Here is a 16,103-nt window from a genome sequence, read left to right on the forward strand (position 1 = left end):
CTCTATTGTTAAAAAAACATTAATATTTATTTTGGGATTACAAATTAAGTTTCCTACTTTTGGAATTCTTATAATAATTAGTTAATTAAATAATCAAAATGTTCAGGCATGAAAAAAACAATGTTTACACTATTTATGCTGGTATTTGGACTCAGTGCTGCAATGGCACAACGATCCATTTCCGGTACAGTAGTTGACGCGAAATCAGATCCACTGATTGGAGCAAGTATACTTATAAAAGGTACTTCCAGTGGAACTGTCACAGATGTCAATGGAGCCTTTCAGATGAATGTTCCGGAAGGATCAGTTCTTGTTGTATCTTATACAGGATATGTCTCTCAGAGTATTACTCTTGGTGCTTCTAATACCATGGTTATTACTTTACAAGCAGATCAGCGTCTTTTGGACGAGGTAGTAGTTACTGCCTTTGGTATAGAAAGAAAGAGGAATGACCTTTCTGTTTCTGCTCAGAAAGTAACTGGTGACGAAGTCAATCAGGTAAGAAGTAACAACTTCGTCAACGCCTTATCAGGTAAGGTAGCCGGACTTGATATCAGAACCAACAACAACATGGGTGGATCTACCAATGTTGTATTAAGAGGTACTAAATCTATCACTGGTAACAACCAGGCATTATTCGTAGTAGACGGTGTTCCTGTCTCTAACTCAACTTTAAATACTGGAAACACTACTACTGGTAGAGCTGGTTATGACTATGGATCTGCAGCAGCAGATATAAATCCGGATGACATAGACCAAATTACAGTATTGAAAGGAGCTGCGGCAGCACTTTACGGAAGTAGAGGTGCCAATGGAGTTGTCTTGATCACTACAAAAAAGGGAAGAAAAGATAGATTCTCTGTTACTGTAAATACTGGTTTGACTTTTGGTAAAATCGACAAAACGACTTTTATCACACATCAGAAAGAATACGGAGCTGGTTACGGTCAAGATTTCTATGATTATGAGCCAAATCCGGGTTTCTTATCAGGTGATCTTTTCACACCTGGAGTACAGGCGCCTTATGTTCCGTTCACAGAGGATGGTTCAATGGGAGCTAAATTTGATCCTAATCTTCAAGTATATGACTGGAAGTCATTAGATTCAAAATCTCCAAGTTTTGGAAAAACAACTGCTTGGGTAGCTGCAAAAAATGATGTTTCAGAATTTTTCGAAACAGCAGTATCAAGTAATCAGAGTGTTTCTATCGAAGGTGGTAGCAATACTGCATTGTTTAAATTGGGATATACTCGTAATGATGAGAAAGGTATGTTGCCTAATAGTAATTTAGCTAAAAATATTATCAACGTAGGTGCAACAATAGAGCCAACTGATAAATTTAAGGTTAGTACTTCATTGAACTTTACAAATCAGACTGCAACAGGTAGATATGGTTCTGGATATGATTCTAGAAACTTGAATACCATGTTCAGACAGTGGTGGCAAACAAACGTAGATATTCTTGAGCAAAAAGAGGCTTATGAAAGATTTGAACAAAACGCTACGTGGAACCCTTCAGGTGTTGAAGTAGATGCTTCTCCAATTTATTGGGATAATCCTTATTTCTCTCGTTACAAAAACTACCAAAATGACTCTAGAAATAGGTTCTTTGGTAATGTTCAAGCTCAATATAAAGTCCTTCCTTCACTTAGCATAGTGGGTAGAGTAGGTGGAGATTTAGCTTTCGACCAACAAGAAGAAAGATTGGACAAGAAGTCGGTAGATAGAGGTGCTTACAGCATTTTTAATAGAAACAATAAAGAGTTTAACTATGACCTTTATGCTAATTACAACAAAGATCTAAGTTCTGATCTTAATTTGAATGTAGCAGTAGGTACTAACATCAGAAGAAGTTACCTAAGTTCTATATTCAGTACTACAAACACTGATTTGGTTGTTGATGGATTATATTCTATTGGAAACTCTGCAGGTGTTCCTGTACCTCCGGTAGAAGTTTATCAGCCTATCGGCGTAGATGGACTTTTTGGAACAGCATCTTTTTCATTTAAAGATATGCTTTTCGTAGATGGAACAATAAGAAGAGATCAGTCAACTACACTTCCTGAAGGAAACAATACTTATGTATATCCTTCAGTTTCTGCAGGTTTTTCTTTTGCTGAAGTGTTGAAGCAAGATTGGTTATCTTATGGCAAGATCAGAGCATCTTATGCTGAAGTAGGAAACGATGCTCCGGCATTGAGTATCTTTAGTGTTTATGATAAACCAACAGCATTTGGAAGTATTCCTTTCTTCTCTCTTCCAGCAACTAGAAATAACATTGACCTTAAACCTGAAAGAACTAAATCTACAGAATTTGGTTTGGATATGGCTTTCATGGATAATAGATTCGGATTTGAATTTACTTATTATAATGCTTCTACTTTTGATCAGATCATTCCGATCCAAATCACAGGTGCTACTGGTTATACTTCTAAGTTTATCAACTCAGGAGAGGTAGTAAATAAAGGTATTGAGGTAATTGCAAATATTACTCCAGTTAGAACTCAAGACTTTACTTGGGGACTTTCCTTTAACTTCTCTAAAAATAACAACGAAGTTATTTCTTTATTTGACGAGAACACAAAACAGATCGTTATTGCTACATTCCAAAGTGGTGTTAGCTTAGTTGCGCTTCCTGGTCAGCCTATGGGTACTTTGAAAGGTACTGGATTTGTTTACAAAGATGGCAAGAGAACAGTAAATGAAGATGGTTATTATGTTCAAGCAAAAGACCAAGTAATAGGAAATACTACTCAAAAATGGTTTGGTGGTGTCGGTACTAGTTTAACATACAAAAACCTTAGATTGGGTATGTTAGTTGATGCGAAAATAGGTGGTAGTATCTATTCTTTGGATCAGGCTTACGGTCAATACACTGGTCAAACAGAAGAAACTGCTGGATTAAACGATTTGGGTAATCCAAAACGTGCTCCTTTAGCAGAAGGTGGTGGAGTTATACTTGATGGTGTTAAAGAAGATGGAACTCCAAATGATGTTAGAGTTAGTGTAGAAAATGCTAACGATACTCCATTTGGTATTGCTAACAATCCAAATGAAGCATTTATATATGATGCAACATATGTTAAATTGAGAGAAGTTAATCTTACATACTCATTTAATAAAAACTTATTCGGAGCGAAGTCCTTTATCAAAGGAGTAGATGTGTCATTGGTTGGTAGAAACTTGTGGATTATTCACAAAAATCTTCCTGGTGCAGATCCTGAAGAAGTATATAGTGCTGGTAATATCTCAGGACACCAAGGAGGAGCATATCCTACTTTGAAAACATTTGGATTTAACGTTAAATTGAGTTTCTAAAAATTAAATAATGATGAAAAAACTATTAATATTCGCTTTGATACCGGCTTTCTTTTTGGGGGGCTGTGTCAATAGCTTAGATGATTATAACATTGATACGAAGAAGCCTTCTAAGGTAGATGCGGCACCTTTGTTTTCTAATTCAACTAAAGGATTGAATGATGTTTTGAACAGTGTCAATGTAAACACAAACGTGTTTAGATTTTATGTTCAGCACTTGGCGACGACCACCTATTTGGAAGAACCACGCTATAACATGGTTACTCGTACTATTCCTCAGGCTTTGTGGAATGCAATGTATGTGTCTTCACTTGCGGATCTGAAAGAAGCTAAAAGCATCATTGATGCCAACCAGATTCTTAATGCTGATGTCAAAAAGAATCAGATTGCTACCATAGATGTTATGCAAGTATATGCATATTCTGTTTTGGTTAATACATTTGGCGATATTCCTTACTCTGAGTCATTGGATATCAACAATCCTCAACCGAAATATGATGATGCTAAAACTGTCACTTTAGATCTATTATCTAGATTGGACACAGACATTGCAGCTATGAATGGTGATGCTGACGGATTTGGTACAGCTGATATCATATACGGAGGAAATGTAGGTAAATGGCAAAAATTTGCCAACTCACTTAGATTGAAATTGGCGATGGTAATTGCTGATGTTGATCCAGGTACTGCTGGTGCGAAGATTGCAGCTTCAGCTGCGCTTCCATTGATCACTGCCAATGCTGATAATGCTTTATTCAAATATGTAGGTGCACCTAACAATAATCCACTTTCTAATGATGTTCCGCCTAGAAGCGCACGTCAGGATTTTGTAATGGCAAATACTCTAGTTGATGAGATGAATACTTTGAATGATCCAAGACGCGCGGCGTACTTTACTACAGTAGGTGGTGAGTATGTAGGCGGAAAATATGGATTTTCAAATGTTTATGCTAACTTTTCAACTTTTAGTACTAAAGTTACTGCAACCACATTCCCTGGAAATATGCTAGATGCATCTGAAGTTAATTTCCTTCTTGCGGAGGCTGTTGAAAGAGGTTTCATCACTGGTGACGCAAAGTCATATTATGACGCAGCTATCACTGCTTCTTTAGCATATTGGGGTGTAACTGGTGTTGAGGATTATCTTGCGCAGGCTACTGTTGATTACAGTAATGCAGGTTCTGGAGCTTCTTGGCAAGAGAAAATTGGTACTCAGAAGTGGATTGCTCTATATAATAGAGGATTTGATGCATGGACTGAGTGGAGAAGATTGGACTTCCCAGTGTTAGTAGCACCGGATGCTTCAGGTGTTCCTCCTATTCCTAAGAGATTGATCTATCCGATCATTGAAAATTCTTTGAATGCAGCTAATACAAAAGCAGCAGCTGCTGCCATAGGTGGAGATGATTCAGCTACAAGATTGTTCTGGGACGTTAAATAATATTTTTCGTTTTTGAAATAAGAAAAGGGGTGGTCATGAAAATGACCGCCCTTTTTATTTATGTACATTTGCCCATTATTGTAATGCAAAAAGTATATATTTGTGATTATTAAATCAACTAAGATATGAGCCAGCGCGCCATTCCCCTCGTCGACCTAAGTAAATACAATGAAGGTTCGGCAGAAGATAAAAAACAATTCGTTTCCGAACTTGGCAGAGCCTTCCATGAAGTGGGCTTCGTCGGAGTGGTGAATCATGGCATACCCAAAAGCTTAGTCGATGAGTTTTATGCTTCGGCAAAGGCTTTTTTCGCACTTCCTGTCGATGTCAAACGAAGCTATGAGGTCAATGATCTTGCAGGGCAAAGAGGATATACTTCATTCGGTAAGGAACATGCCAAACAATCCAATGTAGGCGATCTGAAAGAGTTTTTTCAGATTGGCCAGACAGTGACAGATGGAGATGCCATTAAGAGTCAATACCCGGATAATGTGCATGTTATTGAAGCAGGAGATTTTAAAGATAAAGGAGATGAGCTTTATAAGGCTTTTGAAAAAGCAGGAAGTCAATTGCTGGCAGCTATCGGTGATTTCCTTGGACTTGGAGATGATTACTTTGCAACAAGGATTCACAATGGCAACAGCATTTTGAGAGCCATCCATTATCCGCCGATTACTTCTGAACCTGAATCTGCCATTCGGGCTGAGCAGCATGAAGATATTAATCTGATTACATTGCTTGTAGGCGCATCTGCGGGAGGACTGCAAGTACTAAACTTGAAAGGAGAATGGTTGGATGTAGTTCCTGAAGCGGATGAGATCGTAGTTAATGTAGGTGATATGCTTCAAAGACTCACTAACAACTATCTAATATCAACTACACATCGCGTCGTCAATCCACCTCGCGAAGAATGGCACAATCCTAGGTTGTCAATACCTTTCTTCCTGCATCCTCGCAGTGAGATGGATCTTACCTGCCTAGACAAATGTGTTACAGAGGATAATCCTTTGCAGTATGAACCAATTACTGCCGGTGAATACCTTAACGAAAGGTTAAGGGAGATCGGTTTGAAAAAATAATTGCTTTACTTTGATCAATTTTACAGCTTCAAACGTTCATATTTTACAACTTTAATAATATCGTAGCAATACGAAAAATATATTCAATATGTTATTAACATTATTATTATTAGGAATGGGGATGCCGGAAGGAATTCTAATTTTCTTTGCCTTATTATTATTATTTGGTGGCAAAAAAATTCCTGAACTTATGCGTGGCATGGGAAAGGGTATTAGAGAGTTCAATTCAGCAAGAGCCAGCATCGAAGATGAGATAAAGACTGGTATGAAAGATGCTGAAAAGCCAAAACCAGAGAATTGATCTGAATCTTTATTATTTATTAAATACGTTCAAGTACAACTGTATCATACTATTACTATGTTTCAAAAAATATTAATTTTAACCATCCTGTTTACAGGAAGCTCTATCACTTCAATTTTTGCGCAACAAAAATTCGGTCATCTCAATTCTGGAAATATGCTTGAATTAATGCCGGAAGTAAAAGAATCCGACAAGAAATTAGCAGTACTTGATGATTCATTAGGGGTTCAGTTAGATACGATGACAGCAAAATTTAAGCGCCATTACGATGCAGCTCTGAAAGCTGTGAATGAAGGCACAATGACCAAAATTCAGCAATCAACTACCGAACAACAATTGAATGAAGAGCAATCTTCCATAACTGAATTTCAAAAGGTAGGTCAGGTTATGTTGACTCAACGCAGACAAGCTTTGCTTGCGCCCGTTTTGGACAAACTTAACGATGCAATTGTCGCAGTAGGAAAAGAAAAAGGTTATTCTTTTATTTTTGATGTGAGTGGAGGTTCCATGTTGTATGTGACGGAAGCTGACGATGTCAGTGCTTTGGTTGCATCTAAGCTTGGTCTGACTCTTCCTCCTGCGGCTAAATAATTTAATTCAGAACGATCCGATTGCCTGGCAATTGAGATATTAGACCTTCCATAGTCAATGCCAGTAACATAGCTGCGAATTCACTATGTCTCATATCAAGCTTTTTTATTAGTTGATCGACATTGATTTCTCTATCAGGTAATAGTAGATTTATAAGAGATTGTTCCTTTTCTGATAAGGTCCTGAATAACTGTGTTTGAACTGAGCGGCTATGACCAAGCGTCTTGTCGTCCCAATTCATTTCCTCCAATACGTCATTAAAATTCTCAACTAATACGGCTTTGTTCTTTTTGATCATCATATTGCACCCACGAGATGCCTTATCATTTGGTTTGCCTGGCAGAGCCATTAGTGACTTATTATAGCTGAATGCATATTCTGCTGTGATGATGCTTCCTCCCTTTTCAGCTGATTCTACCACAATTAGGCCATCGGAAAGTGCAGCAATAATTCTATTTCTCATTGGAAACCTTTGACGGTCAGGGAGAATATCAGCGTATGCCTCAGTGATGAATCCTCCTCTGTAACACATCTCATGCATATATTGCCTGTGTGCTGCAGGATAAATATATTTATATCCACCAGCCAAAACTCCTACAGTTGGGATATCCATATTTATACAAGCTTTATGTGCAGTGATATCGATGCCGTAAGCAAACCCACTTATAATAGCAATATTTTCATTTTTCAAATGTTCAATTAAATCTTGAGTCCATTTTATACCAAAATTTGAAGGAGACCTAGTACCTACTATGCCTAGGGTTCTGCCTGGGTTTAAATCGACTGTGCCTTTGGAAAATAGCAAGAATGGACTATCATTGAAATTTAATAACCTTTTTGGAAATAATTTGTCCGAATAGAACAATGGCGTAACATCATGTTTTTCAATGTATTTTATCTCATTTTCGACCAGATGAAATTCATTAAAATGTCTTATTTTTTCAATGATAGAGCTTCCAATACCCGGTATTTTTGAGAGAGAAGCTGATTTAGATTGGAATATATCTTTAAAACTACCAACATAACTAAGTAATGTTTTGGCATATATATGTCCAATACCTGGAATCAAGCCTAGGGCTAAACCATAAAATACTTCTTCTTCTTTTTGTGAGAGTGGTTCGAGTGACATGAATTGTGGGTTTGGTGATTAAAGCTCAAATTTAATCTTAATTTTGCATTTAACTGATTGTATTAACAATGAAAATAAAATTATTTTTCTTCTTCTTATTATTTGCCTTTCGAATGTCCGGGATTTATGGCCAACTAGCCATAGATGTTGGATATATGGGTAGCACTTTTTCAAGTAATAAGTTCCGACCTATTATTAAAGCGTTCAATAGTTATCTTCCTAATTCGTCTAAAGCAATGAAGAAAATGAACTACATGAATGGTCTGCATTTTTCAATAAGTTCTACACAACTACCTGTCAATATCTATGCTGAGTACAATGGTACTTTTGTTTCTTTGAGTGGAAAACGCCTTATAAATAGCTCCAATAACCAGTATAATTATATTTTTAATTATTCTGACAATGCAGTCGGGGCAGGTCTTCTTTCAGGCAATGCGAACATAGTTAAGGTTGGTGCCAGCCTTTTATACAATTTTGTTTCGATTAAACAATACACGACAGATAATAGTAAAAGGCTTCTTTTGAAGGGTGATAATTTTTTATCTTTTAAACCTTACTTCGACTTTCGTTTGGGTGCAGAGGAAGACAGGGTCAATGCTTCTTTGAGACTTTTCGCCAATATCCCTTTAAAGAAAACAGATATTTCAGGAATTTCTACTGCAATGGATCCTGAAAACCGTGCTGGATTGGATCAAAGTGACCTCAATCAAAAATTGACTACTTTCGGTATCAGTTTTATCCTTCATAATAAGCGATATTGAGAATATGAGATATGTGAAGGAATGGTTCTTAGTTTTGTTTTTGATGATGATTTCTTTTTCAACCAAAGCCCAACTATTTAAATCTTCAGACACGCTCATCAGGACACGAGTCGCAGCGATCACAGCTACAGGCCTTACTGGATATGGTATTGGAATGGTACTGCTGAGTAAGGCTTGGTATAAAAACAGTTTAACTTCTGATTTTCATTTTTTTAATGATAATGGTGAATGGTTACAGATAGATAAAGTCGGTCATGTTTACAGTGCCTATACAGATAGCCGGATTGTGTATAATATGTACAAATGGGCTGGTGTAAGGGAGTCGAAGGCAGTTTGGTTGGGAATAGCCGGTGGTACTCTTGCACAAGTGAGCCTTGAAGTGTTTGATGGTTTTTCAGATAGGTGGGGTTTCTCATGGGGCGATATGACCGCTAATTTGGCCGGTTTGGCATTATTTGGAGCTCAGCAACATATTTGGCGGGATCAGAAAATTACTTTAAAAGTATCTTCGGATTTCAGAGCGTATAGCCATATACCTATCACTGGATCACAAAGTAGTGTTGATTATTTGGATAGGAGAGCATCCGATCTGTATGGGGATGCTATTTTTGCCAGATTGTTGAAGGATTACAATGCACAGACTAATTGGTTAAGTGTCAATCCAGCCGCATTTATAAAATCTAAACCTGCCTGGTTTCCTGCGTTTGTAAATGTTGCTGTCGGATACAGTGCTGAAAATTTATATGGTGGATTTGGTAATGCATGGGAGTTTGGGAGTAATAGTTATTTCTTGAATGAAGAGGAGTATCCAAGATATCGACAATATCTATTGTCGCTGGATGTAGATTTTACAAAAATACCTACAAGATCTCCATTTTTGAAAACGGTATTTCAAGTGCTGAACATATTCAAGGTGCCGGCACCTGCGTTGGAATATAATGGGCACAATGGATTGCAATGGCATTGGCTGTTTTTCTAGGTTTGAATTTACTGATGGATTAAATAGTGAGGAAAAATATAGCGTTAATTTGAGAATGAAAATTAATTTGAATTTATCGAGAATGTAATATTGCAATATTACGATGAAGGTTACTCTCGCGTGGATTTTGGAAGAATCAACCAGTAGTTGACCTAGTAAAAGTTATGATTGAACACAATGAATTATGTATTAGATATTAATGCTAATGTAATATTGCAATATTACGATGAAGCTTACTCGTGTATGACTTTCATGAGAGCAAAAAGCAACCGGTTGGAATAAATATAGGTTTTTAGGATTTGGATTGAATTTTTTTTCCTTATAAAATGTAATATTGCAATATTACGATGAAAGCTTTACTCTAGCATAGCCTTGTACCTAATGGCCAAACTACTGTTACTACCCCTAAGCAATCTCAAATGCTATTTCAACCCTTAGGCTTTTAACTAGTAAAAACTCGTTTTCTTAAATTAAATACCTCTGTTGTTGGTTTGATGAAATTATTCTAACTTTAATTTTGTTAGAAGCATTAAATCAGATTGAACATGCGAAGGTTTATTAAGCGTTTTTTTATCATACTATTGCTTGCAGGTGCAGGAATACTAGCTTTATTTACATTCACCAACTACAGTGATGGGGAGAGAGCCGGCAATATCACCAAATTATCTCGAAAAGGAATTTTAATTAAGACATGGGAAGGATCACTCGACATGGGCATATATCAAGGAGCAAAACCTAAGATTGGCAACGTCGAAAATACGATTTGGGATTTTTCTGTTGCGAATGCGGAAGTCGCCAGAAAGATTCAGGATGCAAATGCCCGTGGCAATAGGGTAGTGCTTCACTATGAAGAAAAATATATGAAGTTATTCTGGGTAGGCGATTCTAAATATGTCGTCACATCAATGGATGAAGTAATGGAACCTGGAACACTTAATCAAGTGCCAGCAAATGTTCCGCCACAACAGCAAGCACCGCAGAGACAGGAAGGTCTTGGTCAGCAAGCTCCTGCTGATAGGAAGGTGCAGGGGGAGAATTTGTGATATAATACTATTTTAATTCAAATCCTGATGCAATCGGTATATTCTGATTGAGAATACTTAGGATTATTACTCTTGAGGTAATCCACCCTCTAAATTTGCATCTATCCATTCTTGATTTATAACCATATTATCAAAATCTTTCCATATACGTTCATCGCCTTGGCATGAATAAGTGCTGCAAACTTTGGGCCGATTGGAATATATAGAGCATTCTCCTTTTTCACCTCTGTGACAGCAAAATCCATCCGCTTTATGGCGAATATAGTATGGGCGGCCCAAATCCCATTTTACATGACCACCCTCCACTTCTTCCTGATTTAACGGAAAAACTAATTTGCAGCAGATCGCATTGCATATATGAAGTCTTTCTGCACAATTAACTGGTTGAAACATAGCGGCTGCTTTATCGCTTCTCAGAGCAATACCTGCGTCCATGACATCGTTGGAGTCCATCATGTTTTTCTTAACTGACTCAATTTTTGAGTATAAAAATTTTGAAGAAAGAACGCCTTTTTCAATGAGCGCATCGTTAATTCCGAATATAAATGCTTCCATATCATTGATTCTCCCACTAATTTTAGATAAAGTACTATGTGTAAGAAGTTGACCTCTTATCATTTGGTGTTCAATATCGTTTTTGTTTTCTTCGCTCATTTCTGAATAATTAATTAACTAAAATCTTTTTACAATCAGGGTCATTTGGATCGAAAGGAATATTTACAAAAGAAATTTCAATTGGATCCATATTTTTAACTTTTATGGTGATTAGTGGCTTTTGCCATTTTTTTCGGAGACAACGGTTGTCCCATTTTTCTTTTAATGTATTTTTTTTTCTTGTGAAATTTTCTGACCTGTCTTGCTCTACTGCGCTATAAACACCTATAGGTAATTCAAAATAAAAACGTCCTTTTTCGTCAGTGTTAAAATTTGCAAAAGGTGGTTGCCCTTTGTATACATTTCCGATCACCAACTTAAAATATGTATCATATACAGCTTGGTGGTGAATTTGATGATTCGTGGATTCTGTAATAATCCCTCTTACCTCTGCTTTTGTTTTAATATATTGCATAGTTTGAGCATTAAGATTTATGAATGTACATAACAAAAAGGCAAGAGCTATTATTTTCATCGACTTGATATTGATATTTATCCTTTAGTAATTTGCCAATCTACTTGAGCACTTGTTTTCTCATCTGTTGCAATTTGTTTCAGTCTTGTCAAAAATAATGAATAATGTCCGACACCTACTGTATTTCCTCTATTCATAATAGATTCGGAATTATTTTCAACTCCATGTTGTTTCACTGTGTCTTCTCCTAATCCGGCATCTCTGATATGTTTGCTGGTTCTATTAGCTTCATCACCTTCATATTTTGGCAATGTGCCTTCGGTCCCCACGTCAGAATATTCATCTCCATAACCCATTAAGTGGCCAGTTTCGTGTGCCATTGTATGCTGATTTAAGGCAGCTCCCGTTGTATTTCGGAAGACGACTTCAACCCTTCTAAACTTCGAGCTAGCATCTGTCTTCCCAGTACCTGCTTGGGCAAAAGCAATGCCCTTACCTAATCTGTTTTCAAATTCTTTATTGACGGTTGCTGCCCTCTTCAAAGCTAGTCTTTGATTAAGAGAAGCAGAACCGGTTGAATTCGTGCGTCCTGTAACGGATATTTGCCAAGTAGGAGTGGGTGTTTCACCTTTATGGTCTTCTTTTATTTTATTGATTTGAGTTACCATCTTGTCGATCTGTGTAATCATAGCAGGTGTAGCTATTGAACTATTATTGTCAAATTCTCCGATCTGTTCTGCCATATAATTATGTGAAGTTCCATTGTTTTGTGTGCTCCCAAATGTGCGTGAGTCATGCATTCCGCCTAATGCCCCTCCCATGTAAGAGCGAATTCTATCTGGTCCTAGTTCATCAGGCATTTTTACAACTGTGAATTTATGATGCTCTCCCTTATCGACAAATTTTAGTTCAAAATCATTTTCTACATTGTATTTTTCGTACTCTGGGTTATCAAGTTTGAAACTTAATTTAGAGCTTTTTGTTGGCCACACTTTGTCAATATCTGATTGATAATCTTTTTTTACTTTCTCCTTTTCTACTGCACTCCATTTTAGTTTTTCTGGACTAGTTTTTTGTAGTTTTTCAATTGCCTTTTTCCAAGTTTTTAAACTATCTCCATCAGTACTTAGCACATGTTTTTCCTTACTTCCATCTGCTCGAGTTTCTGATCCGGAGAGAAAATCATAGGTACAATCTTGAAAGTTGATCTTAATATTCATCCATGTATTCATCCTTCCTACTGCAGGCGCAGGCCCATTTATTTTAATATCAGACGCAAATCCATTCCCTGATTGGCCTGTGTCTCCTATTATTGTGGCATTGCCTTTTACTTTTTTTAAATCCTTACCTTTTTCCGTTGGAGCACCACTATCAGCGGACATGTCCTTTCCTGTATGCCAGGGCCATTCCCATCTTTGTATTGCATTGGAAGGAATCATGTAAGTATCAGATCGGATTTCAGGATTTTCATTAGGATTCGATTTCCTTTGTGCCGCCTTAGCCCCCATATCATCCGCTTCCTTTTCCAATCCCTTGTCATCGTTGAGCGGCATTCCATTCACTTCATTATTAGCTTGTACCCGACCTTCTCTCTGTTGTTGTACATGGGTTAGTTCGTGCCCTAACAATTCCTGACCACTCTGAGATGATGGATCATATTGTCCGGGAGCAAAGTGGATGTCATTGCCTTGTGTATATGCCAAGGCTCCTGCATCGGTAGCGCTTTTTGAATCTGAATGAATATTGACATCTGAGAAGTCAGTTCCAAAAGAACTAGACATTTTGTTGAGAGTCTCGTCCGGCATACCTGATGCTGATGAACTCTTGAGTTGAAATACAGGTGGCTGTGCCTGACTTAATTGGTTAGGGTTATTCTTGTCTCCAGGTGGACTAGCATCACCTGTGTCATATTTATGAGTAGAGAGGCTTTCCTGTGAATTTTCAATCGAATCCTCATCTTGTTTTAATTGAGGAGGTAAATTAATTTGGTTGTTTGCCTGTAATTGAAACAGAGGTGCATTGATTGCAGAGCCTGACTGCTGATTTGTTTCAGTCGACACTTCATTTTGCTTATTTAGATTTTCTTTTTCCACCTATATTTACTGGAATTAAGATTCATTAAATTAGTGTATTTGGAAATTATTTAGTTACTAATAATACAGATAAGTGTAGTTGTGGAAACAATAGGTTTGCCTTGTTAGTATAAAAGAAAATCTGTAATGGTTGATTTGGCCAAGATATAATTATAAATTAGGAATTGGTAATGACCCATTTTGCTACTGGATCAACACTTGTAGAGGCGTTATTTAGTTTTTCTAAGATATAAACATAATTTCCTTTAGATACTTTTGAGCCTTTGTTCATGACATTATCTTCATTGTTTTCAATTTTCGATTTTTCGGCTTCGTCTTCTCCAATTATTTCTTTTATTTTATCGTAGTCTTTGTTTTTCCCGCCTAGTGATTTGTTGGAGGCTCCCTTCGTATCTTCATCTCTGTATTGGTCATCTAGCCCCATGATATGACCTGTCTCATGTGCAGCGACATTTTGTGATAATTCTTTTTCAGCTCCTGTTTTAACTGTCACTTCCACTCTTTGATATTCAGCTTCATTCTTTGCATCTTGTTGACCAAAAGCGAAAGGTTCAAATTTTATTTGGGATTTAGTTTTTTCATTTAGTCCTTTTGCCACTGTATTTGCCCTGTCATTAGAAAGCTTTTCATTGAATTTGGCAGATCCATTCTTAGATGCCCGACCAATGGCAAATCCTATTAGGTCAGGACACTTGTCTTTAAATTCGGCCTCCAGTTTTTGATTGACCCTTCCCGCTACCCTGTCAATATTAGATTCAACTGAACTATTTGGAGCCGATTGGGCATTTTCAAAAGTTCCTACCTGATCTGATAGCACTTTAACTTTTTTCTTTCTTTTTTCGTCATCACTTACATCTCTGCTGTCAAATGTGGCCTCTTCATCTCCTACAAATGATCTTAATCGGGGAAGAGAAGCAGCCATTTTTACAGAATTTATAACCTTATGAGGTGTTTCTGAACTAGCATCAGGAATCACATTTATCTTAAAGATGGCAGCTAACTTATGCTTTTCATAATCATTATTATTTAATTCAAACATTAGCTTTGTATTCTCAGATCCCCATGTTTTTTGCACCACTTGCTGATAATCGGCTATAAATTTTGTCTTCTGTGCATCACTCCATTCTTTGTCTTCTTTAGTTAGTTTGGCAGCCAATTTTTTAAATTTCTTTGGATCGTCAAATGATGCAATGGCGTCATCTTGACCCTTGGTCCTTTCTTTAAATATATCCATTGAAAAATTAATAAAGTTAATTTTGACATTTATTTTTACCTCCATACTTCCTGAATTTGGTCCATTCACTTTTATTGAAAGATCAAAATGAGATCCAAAAGAAGCAGTATTCATCTTCAATTCCTTTTTCTTGTCTGCGGTAGTCGGATCACGTTGAATGGTATTGGATGTGACTGAATGTAATTGTTTTCGTTGAATAGCTGTGGAAGTAGAATGAAACACTCTTTGCCCTGCGAGTTCATGACCTACCTCTTTTCTTTGGCTTACCTTGCTACCCATTTCATCTGCTTCCTGCTCCAAACCCTTATCATCATTGAGTGGCAAACCATTTACTTCATTATTGGCCTGCACGCGTCCTTCCCTTTGTTGCTGTACATGTGTCAATTCATGTCCAAGTAATTCCTGGCCACTCTGTGATGATGGATCATATTGTCCTGGAGCAAAATGAATATCATTACCTTGAGTATAAGCCAAAGCGCCCGCATCTGTGGCCCTTTTAGAATCAGAATGAATATTTACATCTGAAAAGTCAGAGCCAAAGGATGCCGACATCTTATTGAGTGTCTCATCTGGCATGCCTGATGGTGAAGAACTCTTAAGTTGAAAAACGGGAGGTGCTGCTTGAGCTAATTGGCTTGATTGATTGTTATTTTCGGTTGGAACGGCATCACCTGTATCGTAATTAAGTGTTGAGAAATCTTCTTTAGAATTTTCTTGCTTGTCCTCATCGGTTTTTAATTGTGTAGGATGTTGAGTGATAGATGAGATTTGCAAATTAAATGAAGGAGCATTAATAGCCGATCCAATTGCATTATTAGATTCAACCATCGCTGTATCTGTCCTTACTAGATTCTCTTTTTCCACCTTTGCATGAGGTAATTAGGTTACTTGAATTAGTGTTGGGGTGAATTTTTTAGTTCCCTAGGTTGCGAAATCAATCAAATGACTCAATTCTTGAAGTAGAATAGCAAACATTAGTAAATTTGTGTATAGTCCAAATATGCATCCTAACTTCAATTCCTCTCAAACTAGACTTTAAATTTTTTGAGTCTCTTTCATTTTCTT

Annotated in this window: 13 protein-coding genes; 8 read left to right on the plus strand and 5 right to left on the minus strand. The window is 37.1% G+C overall.

The window, feature by feature from the left end:
* The first annotated feature begins 108 nt into the window (after window positions 1-108).
* The 5 genes from IPI15_RS09105 (at window position 109) to IPI15_RS09125 (ending at window position 6,730) form a co-directional block, all read left to right on the plus strand.
* Window positions 109-3,318, plus strand: a complete 3,210-nt coding sequence (locus tag IPI15_RS09105) for a SusC/RagA family TonB-linked outer membrane protein (protein ID WP_287401868.1) — start codon at window positions 109-111, stop codon at window positions 3,316-3,318.
* Between the two features lie 10 nt (window positions 3,319-3,328).
* Complete coding sequence (locus IPI15_RS09110; RefSeq protein WP_287401869.1) at window positions 3,329-4,759, plus strand: SusD/RagB family nutrient-binding outer membrane lipoprotein; 1,431 nt, start codon at window positions 3,329-3,331, stop codon at window positions 4,757-4,759.
* A 125-nt stretch (window positions 4,760-4,884) separates the two neighbouring features.
* Window positions 4,885-5,838, plus strand: a complete 954-nt coding sequence (locus tag IPI15_RS09115) for an isopenicillin N synthase family dioxygenase (RefSeq protein ID WP_287401870.1) — start codon at window positions 4,885-4,887, stop codon at window positions 5,836-5,838.
* 88 nt (window positions 5,839-5,926) lie between these two features.
* On the plus strand, window positions 5,927-6,139 hold the full coding sequence (locus tag IPI15_RS09120) for a Sec-independent protein translocase subunit TatA/TatB (protein ID WP_287401871.1): 213 nt from the start codon (window positions 5,927-5,929) through the stop codon (window positions 6,137-6,139).
* A gap of 57 nt (window positions 6,140-6,196) precedes the next feature.
* A complete protein-coding gene (locus IPI15_RS09125; RefSeq protein WP_287401873.1) occupies window positions 6,197-6,730 on the plus strand; it encodes an OmpH/Skp family outer membrane protein in 534 nt (177 codons plus the stop codon).
* A gap of 1 nt (window position 6,731) precedes the next feature.
* On the opposite strand, the gene dprA is transcribed toward IPI15_RS09125, so the two are convergent.
* The gene (gene dprA / locus IPI15_RS09130) at window positions 6,732-7,859 is read right to left on the minus strand and encodes a DNA-processing protein DprA (RefSeq protein WP_287401874.1); all 1,128 of its coding nucleotides are present in this window, start codon (window positions 7,857-7,859) and stop codon (window positions 6,732-6,734) included.
* 68 nt (window positions 7,860-7,927) lie between these two features.
* Here dprA and IPI15_RS09135 point away from each other — a divergent pair, with 68 nt between their 5' ends.
* The 3 genes from IPI15_RS09135 (at window position 7,928) to IPI15_RS09145 (ending at window position 10,642) form a co-directional block, all read left to right on the plus strand.
* A complete protein-coding gene (locus IPI15_RS09135; protein WP_287401875.1) occupies window positions 7,928-8,620 on the plus strand; it encodes a hypothetical protein in 693 nt (230 codons plus the stop codon).
* A gap of 13 nt (window positions 8,621-8,633) precedes the next feature.
* The gene (locus IPI15_RS09140) at window positions 8,634-9,599 is read left to right on the plus strand and encodes a DUF2279 domain-containing protein (protein ID WP_287419962.1); all 966 of its coding nucleotides are present in this window, start codon (window positions 8,634-8,636) and stop codon (window positions 9,597-9,599) included.
* 545 nt (window positions 9,600-10,144) lie between these two features.
* A complete protein-coding gene (locus tag IPI15_RS09145) occupies window positions 10,145-10,642 on the plus strand; it encodes a DUF8785 domain-containing protein (protein WP_287401877.1) in 498 nt (165 codons plus the stop codon).
* Window positions 10,643-10,708: 66 nt separating this feature from the next.
* On the opposite strand, the gene IPI15_RS09150 is transcribed toward IPI15_RS09145, so the two are convergent.
* The 4 genes from IPI15_RS09150 to IPI15_RS09165 all read right to left on the minus strand — a co-directional run bounded on the left by IPI15_RS09150 (window position 10,709) and on the right by IPI15_RS09165 (window position 15,902).
* Window positions 10,709-11,296, minus strand: coding sequence for a YkgJ family cysteine cluster protein (locus IPI15_RS09150; RefSeq protein ID WP_287401879.1), 588 nt, complete (start codon window positions 11,294-11,296; stop codon window positions 10,709-10,711).
* A 10-nt stretch (window positions 11,297-11,306) separates the two neighbouring features.
* Window positions 11,307-11,771, minus strand: coding sequence for a hypothetical protein (locus IPI15_RS09155; RefSeq protein ID WP_287401881.1), 465 nt, complete (start codon window positions 11,769-11,771; stop codon window positions 11,307-11,309).
* Window positions 11,772-11,788: 17 nt separating this feature from the next.
* Window positions 11,789-13,804: an eCIS core domain-containing protein gene (locus IPI15_RS09160; protein WP_287401883.1), complete on the minus strand. Its 2,016-nt coding sequence runs from the start codon at window positions 13,802-13,804 to the stop codon at window positions 11,789-11,791.
* Window positions 13,805-13,961: 157 nt separating this feature from the next.
* Window positions 13,962-15,902, minus strand: coding sequence for an eCIS core domain-containing protein (locus IPI15_RS09165; protein WP_287401884.1), 1,941 nt, complete (start codon window positions 15,900-15,902; stop codon window positions 13,962-13,964).
* Between the last annotated feature and the right edge of the window lie 201 nt (window positions 15,903-16,103).

Origin of the sequence: Candidatus Brachybacter algidus (genome assembly GCF_016707225.1) — a bacterium.
Classification (GTDB): Bacteria; Bacteroidota; Bacteroidia; order Chitinophagales; family Saprospiraceae; genus Parvibacillus; species Parvibacillus algidus.